The sequence below is a fragment of the Nocardia citri genome (assembly GCF_054065835.1).
The window spans coordinates 193,491-212,090 of record NZ_JBSUQM010000003.1 but is presented as its reverse complement, the minus strand read 5'-3'; the positions used below and the strand labels follow the sequence as shown (position 1 = coordinate 212,090).

Below are 18,600 nucleotides of genomic sequence, written 5' to 3'. Positions count from 1 at the left end.
AGGCCAGTGGTCCTCGAATCCAGTGCCCAGCCGCCGATTCGCACATCTGTGTCGGGTGAGACCGTGCAACGGTGACAACTCGAGGGCCGACGGATTCAGCTGTTCGACCTGTTCCGCGGACCGCGTGCGACGCTGCTGTCATTCGACGAAACCGCCGCCCGGCAGAGCCCGGTGTACACGGTGATCCGCCTGGGCGCGGCGATACGTCATGGACGCCGACGGTCACGCCTTCACCGCTGACGACACGGTCGACGGCGACGCCGTACCAATCCGGCCCGACGAATACCCCTCGGCTGATCTAGCCGAAGAAGCTGCCGATCGTGTCCCAGCCGAGCACCGAATCCACCGCCAGACCGCAGAACACTACGGCCAGATAGTTGTTGGACTGCAGGAACAGTCGCAGCGGCTTCACCGATTCACCGCGCCGGACACCGGAATACAGCTGGTGCGCCATGAGTAGGAACCACGCCCCGGCCACCAGGGCGACGGCCGCGTAGACCACACCGGTCGCGGGGACCAATGCGAGGGTGGTGAGCACCGTCAGCCAGGTGTAGATGACGATCTGCTTGGTGACGGCCTGCTCGGTGGCCACGACCGGCAGCATCGGCACACCGGCCGCGCGGTAATCCTCTTTGTAGCGCATGGCCAATGCCCAGGTGTGCGGCGGCGTCCAGAAGAAAATGACACCGAACAGCGCGATCGCGGGCCAGCCGATATTTCCGGTCACCGCCGACCAGCCGACCAGCGCGGGCATACATCCGGCCGCACCGCCCCACACCACATTCTGCGAGGTGCGGCGCTTCAGTCCGAGGGTGTACACGAAGACGTAGAACAGGATTGTCGCGACGACCAGCAGACCGCTGAGTAGATTCGCCTGCCACCACAGCCAGGCGAACGAGCCGATGCCGAGCGTCACGCCGAAGACGAAGGCGTGCGAGGTCGGCACGGCCGCCCTGGCCAGCGGTCGCTTCGCGGTCCGCTTCATCACCTTGTCGATATCGGCGTCGGCGACGCAGTTGAGCGTGTTGGCGCTGGCGGCGCCCATCCAACCGCCGAGCAGCGTGGTCAGGATCAGTCGGATATCGACATGGCCACGATCGGCAAGCAGCATCGTCGGGATGGTCGCGACCAGCAACAGCTCGATGACGCGCGGCTTGGTCAACGCGATATAGGCGAGCGGTCGCCGCAGTAGTCGGGACAGCAGGCCATCACCGGTAAACCGGTCGGCCAGCGCCGTCGCGGAGGAGCCGTGTGCGCCATTGCCACCCGGCTGTTGCCCAATCCGCACTATCTCTCCTCGCACGCTGTGCATCGCATCCGGCATGAACCACCACCGCGCTCCCCCGGCTCGAGCTGGTGCGAGGCGGCAACTACTACAGACGATGGTAGACCCAGCCGCACAGCCCTCGTTCCATAGCCCCTCGCTCCGGCACACTGCCGGAGCGATTCGACACTCTGGGTAAGCCGGGTTCCTCACATGCCGGTCATCGGGCACATCTAGGGTAGTTGGGGTAAACCGGTTCGCATTCCACCGCTGCCGTGCGTGCACGCCTCCGCCACCGTCGACGAAACCAATGTCAGGAGAACCTCGGTCGTGTCAGTGACAGACGACATCCGCGCCCTCACTCAGCCGAACCACCCGGACGACTGGACGGATCTGGACACCAAGGCCGTCGACACCGTTCGGGTTCTGGCCGCCGATTCGGTACAGAAAGCCGGGAACGGGCACCCCGGCACCGCGATGAGCCTCGCACCGCTGGCCTACACGCTCTACCAGCGCACCATGCGCCTGGACCCGAGTGATCCGAGCTGGGTCGGCCGAGACCGCTTCGTGCTGTCCTGCGGCCACTCCAGCATCACTCAGTACATCCAGCTCTACTTGGCCGGATACGGTCTGGAGCTGAACGATCTCGCGCATCTGCGCAAGTGGGGCTCGCTCACCCCGGGCCACCCCGAGTTCCGCCACACCGACGGCGTCGAGATCACCACCGGCCCGCTGGGTCAGGGTCTGGCCTCCGCCGTCGGTATGGCGATGGCGGCGCGGCGCGAGCGCGGTCTGTTCGATCCGGACGCCGCACCGGGCACCAGCCCGTTCGACCATTTCATCTACGTCATCGCCTCCGACGGCGATATGGAAGAGGGCGTCACCTCCGAGGCCTCCTCGCTGGCGGGTACCCAGCAGTTGGGCAACCTGGTCGTGATCTACGACGACAACAAGATCTCCATCGAGGACGACACCACCATCGCCTTCACCGAAGATGTCGCCGGGCGGTACCAGGCGTACGGCTGGCATGTGCAGGTGGTCGAGGGCGGTGAGGATGTCGTCGCCATCGAGGCGGCGCTGGCCGCGGCCAAAGCGGAGACCGGTAAGCCGTCGATCATCGTGCTGCGCACCATCATCGGCTACCCGGCCCCGCACAAGATGAACACCGGCGCCGCGCACGGTGCCGCGCTCGGCGCTGACGAAGTGGCCGCCACCAAGAAGATCCTGGGCTTCGATCCGGAACAGAACTTCCAGGTCGACGACGATGTCATCGCGCACACCCGCAAGGTGATCGAGCGCGGCCGGCAGGCGCATGCGGCCTGGCAACAGCAGTTCGACGCGTGGGCCGCCGCCAACCCGCAGCACAAGGCGCTGTTCGATCGGCTCGCCAAGCGTGAGCTGCCCGCGGGCTGGGCCGCGAATCTGCCGACCTACGAGGCGGATCCGAAGGGTATGGCCACCCGTAAGGCGTCCGGCAAGGTACTCGCCGCGCTGGCACCGGTGCTGCCGGAACTGTGGGGCGGTTCGGCCGACCTCGCCGAATCCAATAACACCACCATGCCGGACGCGTCGAGCTTCGGTCCGGAATCGATTTCGACCGGTATGTGGAAGGCCAACCCGTACGGCCGCACCCTGCACTTCGGTGTGCGCGAACACGCCATGGGCGCGATCCTGAACGGTATCGCCCTGCACGGCCCGACGCGTCCGTACGGTGGCACCTTCCTGGTGTTCTCCGACTACATGCGTCCGGCCGTGCGCCTGGCCGCGCTGATGCGGGTGCCCGCGATCTACGTGTGGACGCACGACTCCATCGGTCTCGGTGAGGACGGCCCGACGCATCAGCCGATCGAACATCTGGCCGCGCTGCGCGCGATTCCGGGTCTGAACGTGGTTCGCCCCGGCGACGCCAACGAGACCACCTACGCCTGGCGCACCATCCTGGAGCGCGACAGCAGCGAGCACACCTCGCACTTCTCGGTCTCCGAACCCGCACACCAGGACGGCCCGTCCGCGCTCGCGCTGACCCGCCAGGATCTGCCGATCCTCGAGGGCACCAGCTACGAGGGCGTCAAGAAGGGCGGCTACGTCCTGGCCGAGGCGTCCACCGGAACCCCGCAGGTCATCCTGATCGCGACCGGATCCGAGCTCCAACTCGCGGTCGCCGCCCGCACTACGCTGGAGGCGCAGGGCATCGGAACCCGGGTGGTCTCGATGCCATGTGTGGAGTGGTTCGGCGCGCAGGACCAGGCGTATCGGGACGAAGTGCTGCCGCCCGCGGTCGACGCGCGCGTGGCCGTCGAGGCCGGTATCGCGATGCCGTGGTACCGGTTCACCGGTGATGCGGGTGAGATCGTGTCGATCGAGCACTTCGGCGCCTCGGCCGACTTCAAAACCTTGTTCCGCGAGTTCGGGATCACCGCGGAAGCCGTGGTGGCTGCCGCGCAGCGCACGCTGGAAAACGTGAAGGGATAAGAGCTCATGGCACAGAACGAAAACCTCGCCGCCCTCTCGGCCGCGGGCGTCTCGGTATGGCTCGATGATCTGTCGCGGGACCGGATCCAGTCCGGCAATCTGGCCGAACTCATCGAAACCCGTAGCGTCGTCGGGGTTACCACCAATCCGACCATCTTCCAGGGCGCCCTGAGCCAGGGCCGCGCCTACGACGGCCAGGTGAAAGAGCTGGCCACTCGAGGTGCGGATGTGGATTCCGCGATCCGGACCATCACCACCGACGATGTGCGCGCGGCCTGCGATGTGCTGGCCGGGGCCTACGAGGCCAGCAACGGCGTCGACGGCCGGGTCTCCATCGAGGTCGACCCGCGCCTGGCCTTCGACGCCGACCGGACGGTCGCGCAGGCCATCGACCTGTGGAAGACGGTGGACCGGCCCAACCTGTTCATCAAGATTCCGGCCACCGAGGCGGGCCTGCCCGCGATCACCCGGGTGATCGCGGAGGGCATCAGCGTCAACGTGACCCTGATCTTCTCCGTCAAGCGATACCGCGAAGTGATGGGCGCCTACCTCGACGGTCTGCGCGGCGCCAAGGCCGCCAGCCACGATCTGGCCAAGATCCATTCGGTCGCTTCGTTCTTCGTCTCCCGCGTGGACACCGAGATCGATAAGCGACTCGAGGCGATCGGCACGCCGGAAGCCCTTGCACTGCGCGGTCGAGCCGGTGTCGCCAATGCCCGCCTGGCCTACGTCGAATATCAGGACGTCTTCGACGGTGGCGCGCATACCTCGACCTACACGCATCTGGCCGCCAGCGGCGCCAACCGGCAACGGCCGCTGTGGGCTTCGACGGGTGTGAAGAATCCGGACTACTCGGACACACTGTATGTCACCGAGCTGGTCGCGCCGAATACGGTGAACACGCTGCCGGAGAAGACGCTCGAGGCGGTCGCCGATCACGGCGAGATCCGGGGCGATGCCGTGAGCGGTACCGGCGCGGCCGCGCAGGAGGTCTTCGACAAGCTCATCGCGGTCGGCATCGACCTCGACGACGTATTCGAGGTGCTCGAGCGCGAGGGTGTGGAGAAGTTCGAGAAGTCGTGGGAGGAGCTGCTTTCCGCCACGGCAGGCGAACTGGCCAAGTCCGGGAATAACTGACCCGATGGCCGGCACTCAGACGAATAGCTGGAAGAATCCGCTCCGCGACGAGCGGGATAAGCGGGTCCCCCGCATCGCGGGACCGTGCAGCATGGTGATCTTCGGCGTCACCGGCGATCTGTCCCGGAAGAAACTGATGCCGGCCATCTACGATCTGGCGAACCGTGGGCTGCTGCCCCCGGGCTTCGCCTTGGTCGGCTTCGCCCGCCGGGACTACGCGGACGAGGACTTCGCGCAGGTCGTGCTCGAGGCGGTAAGAGCGCACGCCCGCACACCCTTTCGGCAGGAGGTGTGGGACCACCTTGCCGAGGGCATCCGATTCGTGCAGGGTTCCTTCGACGACGATTCCGCCTTCGCCAAACTCGCCGATACCCTGGCGAAGCTCGACAAGGACCGGGGCACCGGCGGCAATCACGCCTTCTACCTGTCGATTCCGCCGAATATGTTCCCGCTGGTGCTCGATCAGCTCTCCGAGCACAAACTGGCCCTACCGGTGAAAACCGATGGCGAGAGCCGCAAGCCGTGGCGCCGGGTGGTGATCGAGAAGCCGTTCGGCCACGATCTGGGCACTGCGGTCGAACTCAACGCACTGGTCAACCGGGTGTTCCCGGAGGAAACGGTATTCCGCATCGATCACTATCTCGGCAAGGAGACGGTGCAGAACATCCTGGCACTGCGCTTCGCCAACCAGCTCTACGAACCGATCTGGAATGCCAACTATGTCGACCACGTGCAGATCACCATGGCCGAGGACATCGGCTTGGGCGGGCGCGCGGGCTATTACGACGGCATCGGCGCGGCCCGCGATGTCATCCAGAACCACCTGTTGCAGTTGCTCGCACTGACGGCCATGGAGGAGCCGATCAGCTTCGAGCCCAAGCAGTTGCAGGCCGAGAAGATCAAGGTGCTCTCGGCGACCAAGCTGGTCGAGCCCCTTGATGAAACCACCGCCCGCGGCCAGTACGCGGAGGGATGGCAGGGCGGTGAGCATGTGGTGGGTCTGCTCGGCGAGGAGGGGTTCGACCCGCAATCGCGCACCGAGACCTACGCGGCGATCACCCTCGAGATCGACACCCGGCGATGGGCGGGCGTACCGTTCTACCTGCGCACTGGAAAACGGCTGGGCCGCAGGGTGACCGAGATCGCGGTGGTGTTCAAGCGGGCCCCACATCTGCCGTTCGACCAGACCATGACCGAGGATCTCGGACAGAATGCGGTGGTGATCCGGGTGCAGCCCGATGAGGGCATTACTACCCGGTTCGGATCGAAGGTACCGGGGTCGGGCATGGAAGTGCGCGACGTCAATATGGATTTCAGCTACGGCGAGGCGTTCACCGAATCCTCCCCCGAGGCCTACGAGCGCCTGATCCTCGATGTGCTGCTCGGGGTGCCGTCGCTGTTCCCGGTGAACGCGGAGGTCGAATTGTCTTGGCGCATCCTGGATCCGGTGCTCGAGCACTGGGCCGCCGACGGTAAACCCGAACAGTACGAGGCGGGGACCTGGGGTCCGGCCTCGGCCGACGAGATGCTGGCCCGCACCGGGCGCGAATGGCGGCGGCCATGATCGTCGATATGCCGCAGACCACCACCGCCGAGGTCACCAAACGCCTGGTGCGGCTTCGGGAGAGCAATGGTGTGATCACCATGGGCCGGGTGTTGACCCTGGTCGTGTGCACGCTGGACAGCTCCGAGGCCGAGGACGCCATCGACGCCGCCAATGACGCCAGCCGCGAACATCCCTGTCGCGTCGTCGTTCTCGCGCGTGGGGATCGTGAGGCCGAGGCGCGATTGGATGCCCAGATCCGCGTCGGCGGTGATGCGGGGGCGGCCGAGGTGATCGTGCTGCGGCTGCAGGGTGATCTGATCAACCACGAGAACAGTGTCGTCATCCCATTCCTACTGCCGGACACGCCCGTGGTGGCCTGGTGGCCGCGCGGAGCCCCGGAGTTCCCGTCCAAGGATTCGGTGGGACGCTTGGCGACTCGCCGCATCACCGATGCCACCTTCGCGGCCGATCCGCAGGCGACGATCAAGAAACGACTCGGCTCTTACGCCTCCGGGGATACCGATCTGGCGTGGAGTCGCATCACCTATTGGCGGGCGCTGTTGGCGGCCGCCATGGACGAGCCGCCGTTCGAGCCGGTGGATTCGGTGATCATCTCCGGACTGCACGAGGAACCCGCGCTGGATATGCTCGCGGGCTGGTTGGCCGCCCGGCTCGACTGTCCGGTGCGGCGCCGCTCGGGTCCGTTGCGAGTGGAGGTGCATCGCCCGACAGTGTCGATCGCGATCGAGCGACCGCAGACCGGACGCACCGCGACACTGACCCGCACCGGTGATCCGGATCAGCGAATCGCCTTGGCGCGCCGGGAAACTCGCGACTGCCTCGCCGAGGAACTGCGTCGGCTCGATACCGACGAGATCTATGCCGAGGCGCTCGCCGGAATCGAGAGGGTGACCTATGAGTGAGCGCGCGGACTTTCCGGCGAACACCGTCGAAGTACACGCCGACACCGATGCCTTGGTCGCCGCGGCGGCCGCGCGGTTCGTCGCCGTCGTGGCGGCAGCGCAGGCGGCGCGTGGCTCCGCATCGGTGGTGTTGACCGGCGGTGGAACCGGGATCGGACTGTTGGAATCGGTCCGCAAGACGCCCGGTGATATCGACTGGTCGCGGCTCGATGTGTTCTGGGGCGACGAGCGATTCGTGCCCGCGGGCGATACCGAGCGCAATGATCTGCAGGCGCGTGCGGCGCTGCTGGATCATGTGCCGGTGGATCCGTCGCGGGTGCATCCGGTTGCCACCTCCGATGGTGAATATCCGGATCCGGTCGAGGCCGCCGCGGAGTATGCGGCGGCGGTGCACGCACACCTGGCCGAGCACGGGGCCTTCGATCTGCATCTGCTCGGTATGGGTGGCGAGGGGCATGTGAATTCACTGTTCCCGCATACCGATGCGGTGCGCGAAGAGCACGAACTCGTTGTCGCGGTACCGGATTCGCCCAAACCGCCGCCGGTGCGGGTCACCCTGACATTGCCCGCGGTACGGCACAGCCGACATGTCGTACTCGTCGTCGGTGGTGCGGCCAAGTCCGACGCCGTTGCCGCGGCGATTGCGGGTGCCGATCCGGTGGAGATTCCCGCGGCGGGTGCCGTCGGGTCGCAATCCACCACGTGGCTGTTGGATCGGGACGCCGCTGCGGCACTGCCAGGTGCTTCGAACTAACTCGGCAGCCCCTGCGGCGATAATCAACAAATAAGCGATTCTAGACCGGCACGCCCGGAGAAATTTCTCACAATCACCGAGGTGATCAGAATACTTTCGGAAATTTCCCAGATACCGGTTTCCCGAAGGGGCGCTCGTCGGCGATGATCACAGCGTGACCGAACAGCGAGTCGATCTTGATGAGCGGTTCCGTGCCGAGCTATCGGCGCTGGAGCCACGGCCGAGCCGCCCCGTCGAGCAGCAGCTCGAGGGTGCCGGGCTTACCGGAGCCCAATGCCTGGACCTGTTCGAATCACAGGCGACCAGTAGGCATCTCGATCTCGCGGCACGCCGATTGAGCAGCGCCAAGCGCGGCTACTACAGCATCGGATCATCCGGACACGAGGGCAATGCGGCGGTGGCGGCAGCTCTGCGCCCCACCGATCCGGCGCTGCTGCACTATCGCTCCGGGGCATTCTTCGTGCAGCGGGCCAGACAGGTACCCGGTCTCGACCCGATCCGAGATGTGCTGCTCGGCGTGGTCGCAGCGGCCGCCGAACCGATATCCGGTGGCCGTCACAAGGTTTTCGGTAGCAAACCGGCCGCGGTCATCCCACAGACCTCCACTATCGCGTCACATCTGCCGCGCGCCGTCGGACTCGCCTTCGCGATCGAGCGCGCGGCACGGCTCGACCTCGCCTGCGAATGGCCGTCGGATTCGGTGGTGCTCTGCAGTTTCGGCGATGCGTCGGCCAATCACTCCACTGCCGCCGGTGCCATCAATGCCGCGATTCATACCGCGCGCCAAGGGGTGCCGCTGCCGCTGCTGTTCGTCTGCGAGGACAATGGGATAGGCATCAGCGTCCCAACGCCGCCCGGCTGGATCGAACAGTCTTACGGCATCCGCCTCGGCCTGCAGTATTTCGATGCCGACGGCTGCGATCTCCTCGATGCCGCGACAATCGCGATCCAGGCAGCCGACTGGGTGCGCGAACACCGTAAGCCGGCCTTCCTCCACCTGCGCACCGTACGACTCCTGGGCCACGCCGGATCCGATGTCGAATCCGCCTACCGCAGCCCTACCGATATCGCTGCCGACCTACGCCGCGACCCGGTGACCGCGACCGCCCGCCTCCTGGTCACCTCCGGCGTCGCCACCCCGACCGAAGTCATCGCACGCTACGACGATATCGGCGGACGAGTCGCCACCATGGCCGAATTGGTATGTAGCGAAACGAAATTGACCTCGGCCGCCGCGGTGATGGCGCCGCTGGCCCCGCTGCATCCAGACCTGGTGCAGGCCGACGTCTTCCGTCGAGGCCCGCTCGGGTCCGGCGTGGCGGAGCGCACAGCTACACAAGGTGATTCGGCGACATTGGCGCAGGCGATCAATCAGACGCTCGCCGCACTGCTCGATCGAGATCCAGATGTGCTGGTCTTCGGTGAGGATGTCGGGCGCAAGGGCGGCGTGTACGGCGTCACCAAGGGCCTGCAGAAGCAGTTCGGAGTTCGCCGGGTCTTCGATACGCTGCTCGACGAACAGAGTGTGCTGGGCACGGCTTTGGGCGCCGGGCTCGCCGGATTCGTGCCGATTCCGGAAATCCAGTATCTCGCATACGTGCACAACGCGGCGGACCAGTTGCGCGGAGAAGCCGCCACACTGGCGTACTTCTCGCAGGGACAGTACCGAAATCCAATGGTCGTCCGTATCGCTGGTTATGGCTATCAAAAGGGGTTCGGCGGCCACTTCCACAACGACAATTCCATTGCGGCACTTCGTGATATCCCGGGCCTGATCATCGCGTCCCCAGCCCGCGCCGATGACGCCGCCGCCATGCTCCGCACCTGCGTCTCGGCCGCTCGCGTCGACGGCCGCGTCTGCCTCTACCTCGAACCCATCGCTCTCTACCACACCCGCGACCTGCACCACCCCGACGATAACGCTTGGCTCGCAACACCTTCCGACACCGACCACATAGCGATCGGCCGCACCCGCAGCTACGGCGACGGCAGCGACCTCACCATCGTCACCTTCGCCAACGGCGTCCCCATGAGTCTGCGTGCAACCCAACGCCTCTCGTCCAGCGGTATCCGAGCCCGCGTCCTCGACCTGCGCTGGCTGTCCCCGCTCCCCCTCGACGACCTCCTACACCACGCCCAGGCAACCGGCCGAGTCCTGATCGCCGACGAAACGCGTCACACCGGCGGTATCTCCGAATCCCTCTGCACCGCCCTGATCGACGTCGGCTTCAGCGGCCCCATAGCCCGCGTGACCAGCGAAGATTCCTTCATTCCCCTGGGCCCGGCCGCCAACACCGTCCTCCTCGACGAATCCCGAATCGAATCCGCCGCCATCGATCTCGTCACCCGCCCTGGGCGGTAGATGAACCCCGTTCCAACCACGAATTCGATTGCGGGCGATTCATCGGCGCATGCGCAGGTTCGGTGGCGCCGACCGATCCGACACGCGGTAGCCGACTTCCGGTGAACCGGATTCGACGGCACCACCGAGCAAATACAGTGGACACACGGTGACCAGCGGCGAAAGGGCACGGCTATGACCACGATGTCCATGCTCGGCGAGGTGCGACCCGAACACGATCGGGCGATCGAGGAGGACTGGGTGCTCCTGCACTATCTGCGATCGTTCCGCATGCCCGTACTCGACGTATGGTCCGCCTGCGTAGAACGCCGGCAATTGGATCGCTGGTTCGGCAAAGTCATCGGCGGCAACGGCAACCTCACCATCGAACCATTCGACGGACCGGTCCCCGGCCCCATCGCGATCCGCGTCGAAGACTGCCGCGCACCACATGATCTGGTCATCCATGTCGACGGCGGCATCGTCGAAGTGCATATGACCCAGGTGGGCGTCGTCACCAATCTCGAATTGATCCGCCGCCACGTCTGCCCCGCCGACGCCTGCTCGGTCGGCCCGCGCTGGCAGTACCTGCTGGACCGCCTCACCGCCTATCTGGACCAACGCCCCATGCCCAGCTGGGCCGACTACCCGGAACTCACCGACGAATACCGCTGACCTGCACGTCGACTACTGCGTCAGCGCCGGATCAGGGACCAGATCGCGCAGGTGGGTGCTGATCACGGTGTTGACCGCGGCGGTGCGTTCCAACTGCACCAGGTGGCCCGCATCCGCCGTGGCAGAAGATCACCGGGTGACCTCGCCCTGTTCGGCGACATACATGCGCATGCCGTTGCTCGTCACGAACCGATGGGTCACTTCCACCACGGTCTCCATTTGCTAGAACGTGTTCTTGTTTAACGGTAATGTCCCTGGATCGTGTACGGAATATCTCAGGTTCTAGGCGGCCGGGTCGCGGTGGTGACCGGTGCGAGCCGCGGCATCGGCAAGGGCGTCGCGCTGGAGTTGGGCGCGGCGGGCGCCACGGTGTACATCACCGGGCGCTCGGCCATACCGGGCCGACTACCGGGGACTGTGCACGCGACTGTCGCGGAGATAGACCTACTCGGCGGCGTGGGGGTTCCGGTCGTCTGCGATCACCGCGACGACGATGCGGTCCAACGGCTCTTCGAGCGAATCCACAATGAGCACGGCCGCCTCGATGTGCTGGTGAACAATGTCTACAACGCCCCTGCCGCCGCGCGCTGGCTGGGCAAACCGTTCTGGGAGGTGCCGCCGCAAGCCTGGGACGAGACCTTCGACGTCGGCGTTCGATCACATTACGTCGCCAGCGTTTTCGCGGCGCCGCTGCTGATCGAGTCGGCGGGCCTGATCGCCAACATCTCTTCTCCCGGCGCCGAGCGCTACATGCACAACGCGGTATACGGTGTCGCCAAGGCAGCGCTGGACCGCCTCACCTCGGATATGGCCGCGGACCTCGCCGAAACGGGCGTCACGGTGGTCTCACTGTGGCCCGGAATCGTCGATACCGAACTGCTGCAGATGGTTCCACGCGATAAGGACGGCCGACGGGTCGTCACCCTGCCCGGCGAAGGCACCTTCGATCTCGACAACGCCGAATCGCCCCGCTTTCCGGGTCGTGCCGTCATCGCACTGGCCGCCGACCCGGACCGCTGCCAACGCTCCGGATCGGCTTGGCGCATTGCGGATCTCGCTGAAGAGTATGGTTTCACCGACGTCGACGGCCGCATTCCGCGCAACGACTGAGATTCAGGCAGACTCAGAAAACGCTGGACCGACCGCAACAGCGTGGGCTTGACCCGCCAAGTCGGATAGATATGGATCACGGCGCATCCACGATATCGACATAGACCACGCCCGGATGCGGTGCGCGAGTGCGCTCCAGCACGGGAACGATCCCGATACCGCGTGCCGCTACGACGAGTTCGATCCATTTGCAGGTGATGCGACGCGGTTCGGATCGGGCAGGTCCCAGGATTCGCCATTGGTGGTATCGGAAACGGTATTGGCCACTGGGCGGCGGCCACACTCACCGCGGGCTTGGCGCCGGGCAGATACCAGGTCCGCTGGGCGTCGCACCGGTCATCGGCGACGGTTACGCGACGGCCTTCGTCATCGAGACCCTGGTGCCAGCGGCGGTGACAGCCGTCATCGTCGCCGGGCAACTCAAGCGAACTTGATCTCCAAGCCGATGCCGAGGATGGCGATGAGCCAGATCAGGCCGGTGAAGATGGTGATGCGGTCGAGATTCTTCTCGACGACGGTCGAACCCGACAGGCTGGACTGCACGCCGCCACCGAACAAGCTGGACAGACCTCCACCCTTGGCGCGGTGCAGCAGCACCAGCAGCACCAGCAGCACGCTGGTGATGATCAGGAGGATATCCAGGAACATCCGCATGCTGGACAGTCTATGGGTGTGCGCCGGTACCCGCATAATCACCCCGGCTCGATGCGACCTACGGTGTGTCTACCGCGACCAGATGCGTGGTGGTGTCCCGGCCGATCATGTACTCCGCGACGGCGCGTTCGCGTAGTTGATCCTGCGCGGTGAGCCGCACCTGATGCTGATGCATATGCTCCGACCAGGAGCGCACCACGAAAGCCTCCACATAGCGATCGACCACCCCGACGTCGCGATACAGCCGCCACTCCATCGCGCCGGTGCGCTGCATGGACCGTCCGACGAACACCATGGCCGCCAGGAATTCATCGACCTTCTCCGACGGGACATCGTAGGTGCGTAGCACCAGCACCGGTCCATCCTCGGGATCCGGTTCCACCACGAGCTGCGGTTCCGGCCAGAAGGCGCTCGGGCTCAGGTCCACTTCCTCCGCATTATGGCGGATCGGCAGCCAGACCGAACTCAGCGCGGAGCCCGCCAACAGCACCGCCGCCGCCAGCAGTGCGGCCACCGGCCCAACCGCCCCCGCGACCAGACCCCATATCAGCGACCCGAGCGCCTGGCCGCCCATGAATACCAGCATGTACACCGACAACCCGCGCGCCCGCACCCATGCGGGCAGCAATAACTGCATGGTCGCGTTCATCGTCGACATGGCGAGCAGCCAGGCGAATCCGGCGCCGACCAACAGCACCAGCACCACCGGCGCGCTGTGCAGCACTGCGGCACCTGCGGAGGCGGTGCCGAACAGGATCGCGGCGGCGGTCAAGCGCTGCGTGGGTGTCAGCAGGGCACGGACCCGTCCCAAGCCGATCGCACCCATCACCGCACCGAGACCGAGCGCACCGAGAAGCAAACCGTAGCCGGAGGAGGACAAGCCGAGCTCGTCACGGGCGATGACCGGAATCAGTGCCCACACCGCGCTGGCCGGCGCGATGAACAGAATCGAGCGCAACAGCACCCGCCGGATCGCGGGCGCGGCGCGAATGAATCGGGTACCCGCCTGCAGCGCGGCCAAAGGACGCTCACTGGGCAACTGCTGTTCCCTCGCCGGTCTGCGCCAGCTGAGCAACACGGCGACGATGCCGATGAACGAGACCGCGTTCAGTGCGAACACCAGCGTCGGCCCGGATACCGAAACCAACACACCCGCGATGGCGGGCCCGACCGCGCGCCCGATATTGATATTCATACTGCCCAGCGCCGCAGCAGACGGAATCTGTTCGCGCGCGACGAGTTCCGGTTGAATCGCCTGCCAGGACGGCCCCGTCAACGCCTGCCCGCACCCCAGTAGGAACAGCAACGTCAGCAGCACACCCGGGGTGGTATGTCCGGTGGCCGTTGACACTGCGAGCACCGCCGCCAGCACCGCCATCGTCGATTGCGCTCCCACCAGCAGCCTGCGCCGGTCCAACAGGTCCGCCAACACCCCCGACGGAATCGATAACAGCATCACCGGCAATGTCGTCGCCGTCTGCACAAACGCCACCAATGTCGCGGCATTGGGGGCATCGACCAAAATCCACTGCGCCCCAACGGTTTGCATCCAGGTACCCAGATTCGAAACCAACTGCGCGATCCACAGCGCCCGATAGATCCGCGATCTCAGCGGCGCCCAGGTGGATAACGGTGTCGTCGCATCGGCAATGGTCACGGGGACCGAGCATAGCCACGGGTGCGGGCACGCGCCCGTCGGCTATTTCGCTCGACGGTGCCGATGTCCTGGCAGCGCCCAGGGCACCCCTGGGGCGGCGCGGTGGGCGGCCGGGGCGGCTGGTGATCGACGAGCGGGATCGGCCGACGCAGATCGGCCACGATCGCCAGCGGAATCCGGCGTTCGCGCTCCAGGATCGGCCCCACCTCCGGCGCGCCATTCGAGACCGTCATCGTGCAGATACCACGTCCCAATGCCGCCAGGATGCCATCGCGAACGGTTGCGATAACAACTCGACCTGCTCGACTCCGCCCGCGAGTGCGCACTCGGCTTGCGGGGGTCGGCCGCGGACGTACCGAGTTCCGCGGATTCGGCCGGTAACGGCCGTACCATCGGCTACATGTCGGCGACAGCGGTAGTTGGGGTGCTTCTGGCGATGGCGGCCGGTCTGGTCGTCGGCTGTTCGGATGACGGTAAGAACGAGGCGAAACCGGCGGGGTCGCTGATAGGGCGCACCTTTGTCTCGACCGGTGTCGAGGGGGAGCAGATTCCGGGCGGCGGCCCGATGACGCTCACCTTCGCCGATGACAAGATCTCGGCGAACTCCGGCTGCAATTCGGCCGACGGCTCGGTGGATCTGGCCGATGGGATCCTGCATGTCGGAACCCTCGCGAGCACGCTGATGGCCTGTCCGGATGAACGCAGCCGAGCCGACAGCTGGCAGGACAAGGTGCTGACGGAACTGCCCAGGTGGCGGCTCGACGATTCGACATTGACGCTGACCGGGCAGGATATAACGGTCATTTTGCTGGACAAGAAGCTCGCCCAGCCCGATCGACCCCTCATCGGCACGACGTGGATCGTCTCCGCCCTGATGACGCCCGATGCGCAGATCCGTTCGCAGACCCTGGACGATGTGAAGCCCACGCTCACCATCGCGGCCGACGGTGCAGTCTCGGGCAGCGCCGGCTGCAATCGCATGACCGGTCGCGCCACCGCGTCGCCCACCGCCGACGGTCCGGACGTCACATTCCAGATCGGCACCACGGAGGTGGCGTGTGCGCCGGAGATCATGGAGGTCGAGCGGGCAGTGCTGAAGGCCCTGGACGGCAAGGCAACAGCCATCATCGACGCGGATACGCTGACCCTGCGCAATACCAACGGTTCCGGCCTGACACTGCGCGCGGCATAGCCGTGGACCGAAATAGCGCACGCACGCCGGATCTGCGCCATCCGGACCGCAAACGCACCTGGCTTGTGGCGATCGGCTCCTGGCCGGATCTTCCGTCCGCCCACATCGAGAGGCTGCCCGCGCCGCCGTCACCGGTAACCCTCGTCCGCTATGCCGAGCTCTACACCGCTGCCGGGCGTACTCGCCGCACCGAGGACGGCGGCTGGGATATGGGTGCCGTCACCGCGTTACTCGCCGCGCGCGACGAATTCCTGCACACCACCTTCACTTTGGGCTATATCGATCCCGATGGCGCACTCCTGGCGGAATGCTCCGCCGGCGTCTCCGACGCAACCGCGACGTTGTACATCGTGCACGCCACCAAGCAACCCGCCGAACTCGCCGCCTTGCTCCGCGGCACCCTGTACCGACTACATGTGCACTATCCGCACGCACGGACCGCCGAGGTATCGGTGGACCCCCGTGACGAGCCATTGGAGTTGGCACTGACAGCCAGTGGTTTCATCGTCAACCACCTCTGATCCCGACTACTTCCGGGTCAGGATTACCCGGTCCGCGATCCGCTCCGCCGCCGCGGGCGGCGCGGAGCACAACTCCAGGGTCACCCGATCGGCCGAATCCAGAGGGGGAATCGTGGGAGCATCCGGCCCGACCGCGGTCAACGCCATCAGCGCAAATCGTGACAAGTGCGCGCGGCTCGGTTCACCTCATGTGAAAGTCCTTGTCGGCCTGTGGATCTTCTAGATCTTCAGACCAGAACAGCATCGCACCCCGGCGCTGGAACGCCTCGGCCCGCGCGCGCAGGTCGAACGCGCAGCCCGGTACCACACGATCGGGCACGGTACCGGGCTGATTCTAAATATTCACCCGTCAGGGCAGCGGACCACCCGCGGCAATAGCGGACAGCGTGGCGAATTCCTCGCCCTTGAGCGATGCACCGCCGACCAGCGCGCCATCGATATCGGTCTGCGCGACCAATTCGCCGACGTTCTTGGCATTCACCGAACCGCCGTAGAGCACCCGCACACCCGCGGCGACCTCGGCCGAGGCCAGTTCGATGAGTTCCGCGCGAATCGCACCGCAGACCTGCTGCGCGTCGGCGGGGGTCGCGACCTTACCGGTGCCGATGGCCCAGACCGGCTCGTAGGCAATGACGATCTTCGAAATCTCTTCGGCCGTCAGACCTTTGAGTGAACCACGCAACTGCTCGAGGTTGTACTCGACGTGGGTCTTCGCCTCGCGGACATTGAGACCCTCACCGATGCACACGATCGGGGTGATCCCATACTTCAGCGCCTGCTTGGCCTTGGCCCGCACGGTGGCGTCGTCCTCGGAGTGGTACTGCCGCCGCTCCGAGTGGCCGACCACCGCGAAGCTGCAACCCAGTTTGGCCAGCATGGCGCCGCTGATCTCACCGGTGTACGCGCCCTCGTCATGGGTCGACACATCCTGCGCACCATAGGTGATCAGCAGCTTGTCACCCTCGATGAGGGTCTGCACGCTGCGGATATCGGTGAACGGCGGGATGACCGCGACGTCGACCTTCGCGAAGTACTTCTCCGGCAGCGCGAAGGCGATCTTCTGCACCAGGGCGATGGCCTCGAGGTGATTGAGGTTCATCTTCCAATTGCCCGCGATGAGCGGTTTGCGTGCCATGGTTCAGCCCTCCAGTACCGCGATACCGGGCAGTTCCTTGCCCTCGAGGTATTCCAGGGATGCGCCGCCACCGGTGGAGATATGCGAGAAACCGTCCTCGGGCAGGCCGAGCGCGCGCACAGCCGCGGCCGAATCGCCGCCACCGACAACGGTGAAGGCACCCTTACCGGTCGCGGTCACGATCGCCTCGGCGACACCCCGGGTACCCGCAGCGAAGTTCTCGAACTCGAATACACCCATCGGGCCGTTCCAGAACACCGTCTTGGCCTCGGTGAGCAGTGCCGCGAACCGGTCCACCGATTCGGGACCGATATCCAGTCCCAGCCAGCCGTCCGGAATCTCGTTGGCGGGCACCACCTTCGCATCCGCGTCGGCCGCGAACTTGTTCGCGACGACGATATCGCGCGGCAGGTGGATGACGTCCGCGTAGCGCTCCAGCAGCCCCTTGCAGGTTTCGATCATCTCCTCCTGCAACAGCGAGGCGCCCACCGAAAGGCCCTGTGCGGCAAGGAAAGTGAAGCACATGCCGCCGCCGATCACCAGGGTGTCGACCTTGGGGGCGAGTGCCTCGATGACGGCCAGCTTGTCCGAGACCTTGGATCCGCCGAGCACGACCGCGTACGGGCGCTGCGGGCTCTCGGTCAGCTTGGTCAGCACCTCGACCTCGGCGGCGACCAGCGTGCCCGCGTAATGCGGCAGCACCTTGGCCACGTCGTAGACCGAGGCCTGCTTGCGGTGCACCACACCGAAGCCGTCGGAGACGAACGCACCGTCATCGCCGACCAACTCGACCAGCGCGGCGGCCAGCTTGGCCCGCTCGGCATCGTCCTTGCTGGTTTCGCGCGGATCGAAGCGCACGTTCTCCAACAGCAGTACATCGCCGTCGGTGAGGCCCTCCGAGCGCGACAGCGCGTCATAGCCCACGACGTCACCGGCCAACTGGACATTGCGGCCCAGCAACTCGGCCATCTTCACCGCGACCGGAGCCAGGGAGAGCTTCGGATCCGGCTCCCCCTTCGGACGGCCCAGATGCGCCGTGACGACCACCTTGGCGCCCGCCTCGACCAGCGCCCGCAGCGTGGGCACCGAGGCGATGATGCGGCCGGGATCGGTGATCTCGCCGTTCTCGTCGAGAGGGACGTTCAGGTCGGAGCGCACGAGTACGCCGCGACCCTCGACACCCTCGTTCAGCAGGTCCTGGAGTGTTTCGACTGCCATG

The 18,600-nt window shown here is 65.8% G+C and carries 17 protein-coding genes; 10 read left to right on the top strand and 7 right to left on the bottom strand.

Features of this window, described 5'->3' with window-relative positions:
• Positions 1-298: 298 nt before the first annotated feature.
• Positions 299-1,288 (bottom strand): heme o synthase, encoded by a 990-nt coding sequence (locus ACW2Q0_RS06870; RefSeq protein WP_457187300.1) that lies wholly within the window; start codon positions 1,286-1,288, stop codon positions 299-301.
• A 306-nt stretch (positions 1,289-1,594) separates the two neighbouring features.
• On the opposite strand from ACW2Q0_RS06870, the gene tkt reads away from it, so the two are divergent.
• The 8 genes from tkt to ACW2Q0_RS06830 all read left to right on the top strand — a co-directional run bounded on the left by tkt (position 1,595) and on the right by ACW2Q0_RS06830 (position 12,222).
• Positions 1,595-3,736, top strand: a complete 2,142-nt coding sequence (gene tkt, locus ACW2Q0_RS06865) for a transketolase (protein ID WP_457187298.1) — start codon at positions 1,595-1,597, stop codon at positions 3,734-3,736.
• A 6-nt stretch (positions 3,737-3,742) separates the two neighbouring features.
• The gene (tal, locus tag ACW2Q0_RS06860) at positions 3,743-4,873 is read left to right on the top strand and encodes a transaldolase (RefSeq protein WP_457187296.1); all 1,131 of its coding nucleotides are present in this window, start codon (positions 3,743-3,745) and stop codon (positions 4,871-4,873) included.
• 4 nt (positions 4,874-4,877) lie between these two features.
• The gene (zwf, locus tag ACW2Q0_RS06855; protein ID WP_457187294.1) at positions 4,878-6,437 is read left to right on the top strand and encodes a glucose-6-phosphate dehydrogenase; all 1,560 of its coding nucleotides are present in this window, start codon (positions 4,878-4,880) and stop codon (positions 6,435-6,437) included.
• A complete protein-coding gene (gene opcA / locus ACW2Q0_RS06850; RefSeq protein WP_457187743.1) occupies positions 6,434-7,342 on the top strand; it encodes a glucose-6-phosphate dehydrogenase assembly protein OpcA in 909 nt (302 codons plus the stop codon). The genes zwf and opcA overlap by 4 nt, the downstream gene beginning before the upstream one ends.
• Positions 7,335-8,096, top strand: coding sequence for a 6-phosphogluconolactonase (pgl, locus tag ACW2Q0_RS06845; RefSeq protein WP_457187292.1), 762 nt, complete (start codon positions 7,335-7,337; stop codon positions 8,094-8,096). The genes opcA and pgl overlap by 8 nt, the downstream gene beginning before the upstream one ends.
• Before the next feature lie 154 nt (positions 8,097-8,250).
• Positions 8,251-10,458, top strand: a complete 2,208-nt coding sequence (locus ACW2Q0_RS06840) for a thiamine pyrophosphate-dependent enzyme (protein ID WP_457187290.1) — start codon at positions 8,251-8,253, stop codon at positions 10,456-10,458.
• Between the two features lie 174 nt (positions 10,459-10,632).
• Positions 10,633-11,112, top strand: coding sequence for a hypothetical protein (locus ACW2Q0_RS06835; RefSeq protein WP_457187288.1), 480 nt, complete (start codon positions 10,633-10,635; stop codon positions 11,110-11,112).
• A 303-nt stretch (positions 11,113-11,415) separates the two neighbouring features.
• On the top strand, positions 11,416-12,222 hold the full coding sequence (locus ACW2Q0_RS06830; RefSeq protein ID WP_457187286.1) for an SDR family NAD(P)-dependent oxidoreductase: 807 nt from the start codon (positions 11,416-11,418) through the stop codon (positions 12,220-12,222).
• Positions 12,223-12,642: 420 nt separating this feature from the next.
• Here ACW2Q0_RS06830 and secG read toward each other — a convergent pair whose 3' ends face one another.
• The 3 genes from secG to ACW2Q0_RS06815 are packed head-to-tail and all read right to left on the bottom strand — an operon-like array spanning position 12,643 to position 14,766.
• A complete protein-coding gene (secG, locus tag ACW2Q0_RS06825) occupies positions 12,643-12,876 on the bottom strand; it encodes a preprotein translocase subunit SecG (protein WP_062991810.1) in 234 nt (77 codons plus the stop codon).
• A 58-nt stretch (positions 12,877-12,934) separates the two neighbouring features.
• On the bottom strand, positions 12,935-14,533 hold the full coding sequence (locus ACW2Q0_RS06820) for an MFS transporter (protein WP_457187284.1): 1,599 nt from the start codon (positions 14,531-14,533) through the stop codon (positions 12,935-12,937).
• Positions 14,530-14,766 (bottom strand): hypothetical protein, encoded by a 237-nt coding sequence (locus ACW2Q0_RS06815; RefSeq protein ID WP_457187282.1) that lies wholly within the window; start codon positions 14,764-14,766, stop codon positions 14,530-14,532. Before ACW2Q0_RS06815 ends, ACW2Q0_RS06820 begins: the two co-directional genes overlap by 4 nt.
• A 167-nt stretch (positions 14,767-14,933) precedes the next feature.
• Here ACW2Q0_RS06815 and ACW2Q0_RS06810 point away from each other — a divergent pair, with 167 nt between their 5' ends.
• Together ACW2Q0_RS06810 and ACW2Q0_RS06805 are read left to right on the top strand one after the other, a co-directional pair.
• Positions 14,934-15,725 carry an META domain-containing protein gene (locus tag ACW2Q0_RS06810; protein ID WP_457187280.1) on the top strand — a complete coding sequence of 264 codons (792 nt, stop codon included), beginning with the start codon at positions 14,934-14,936 and terminating at the stop codon, positions 15,723-15,725.
• A 2-nt stretch (positions 15,726-15,727) separates the two neighbouring features.
• Positions 15,728-16,246, top strand: coding sequence for a hypothetical protein (locus ACW2Q0_RS06805; RefSeq protein ID WP_457187278.1), 519 nt, complete (start codon positions 15,728-15,730; stop codon positions 16,244-16,246).
• Between the two features lie 6 nt (positions 16,247-16,252).
• Here ACW2Q0_RS06805 and ACW2Q0_RS06800 read toward each other — a convergent pair whose 3' ends face one another.
• The 3 genes from ACW2Q0_RS06800 to ACW2Q0_RS06790 form a co-directional block, all read right to left on the bottom strand.
• On the bottom strand, positions 16,253-16,393 hold the full coding sequence (locus tag ACW2Q0_RS06800) for a hypothetical protein (protein WP_457187276.1): 141 nt from the start codon (positions 16,391-16,393) through the stop codon (positions 16,253-16,255).
• A gap of 202 nt (positions 16,394-16,595) precedes the next feature.
• Entirely contained in the window at positions 16,596-17,381 is a 786-nt protein-coding gene (gene tpiA, locus ACW2Q0_RS06795) for a triose-phosphate isomerase (protein ID WP_457187274.1), read from the bottom strand.
• Between the two features lie 3 nt (positions 17,382-17,384).
• Positions 17,385-18,599: a phosphoglycerate kinase gene (locus ACW2Q0_RS06790; RefSeq protein WP_457187272.1), complete on the bottom strand. Its 1,215-nt coding sequence runs from the start codon at positions 18,597-18,599 to the stop codon at positions 17,385-17,387.
• Between the last annotated feature and the right edge of the window lies 1 nt (position 18,600).

Coding starts and splice junctions, on each gene's coding strand:
- opcA (WP_457187743.1), top strand. CDS start 6,434: ATGATCGTCGATATGCCGCAGACCACCACCGCCGAGGTCACCAAACGC.
- ACW2Q0_RS06815 (WP_457187282.1), bottom strand. CDS start 14,766: ATGACGGTCTCGAATGGCGCGCCGGAGGTGGGGCCGATCCTGGAGCGC.
- ACW2Q0_RS06790 (WP_457187272.1), bottom strand. CDS start 18,599: ATGGCAGTCGAAACACTCCAGGACCTGCTGAACGAGGGTGTCGAGGGT.
- tpiA (WP_457187274.1), bottom strand. CDS start 17,381: ATGGCACGCAAACCGCTCATCGCGGGCAATTGGAAGATGAACCTCAAT.
- secG (WP_062991810.1), bottom strand. CDS start 12,876: ATGCGGATGTTCCTGGATATCCTCCTGATCATCACCAGCGTGCTGCTG.
- ACW2Q0_RS06810 (WP_457187280.1), top strand. CDS start 14,934: ATGTCGGCGACAGCGGTAGTTGGGGTGCTTCTGGCGATGGCGGCCGGT.
- pgl (WP_457187292.1), top strand. CDS start 7,335: ATGAGTGAGCGCGCGGACTTTCCGGCGAACACCGTCGAAGTACACGCC.
- zwf (WP_457187294.1), top strand. CDS start 4,878: ATGGCCGGCACTCAGACGAATAGCTGGAAGAATCCGCTCCGCGACGAG.
- tal (WP_457187296.1), top strand. CDS start 3,743: ATGGCACAGAACGAAAACCTCGCCGCCCTCTCGGCCGCGGGCGTCTCG.
- ACW2Q0_RS06800 (WP_457187276.1), bottom strand. CDS start 16,393: ATGGCGTTGACCGCGGTCGGGCCGGATGCTCCCACGATTCCCCCTCTG.
- ACW2Q0_RS06835 (WP_457187288.1), top strand. CDS start 10,633: ATGACCACGATGTCCATGCTCGGCGAGGTGCGACCCGAACACGATCGG.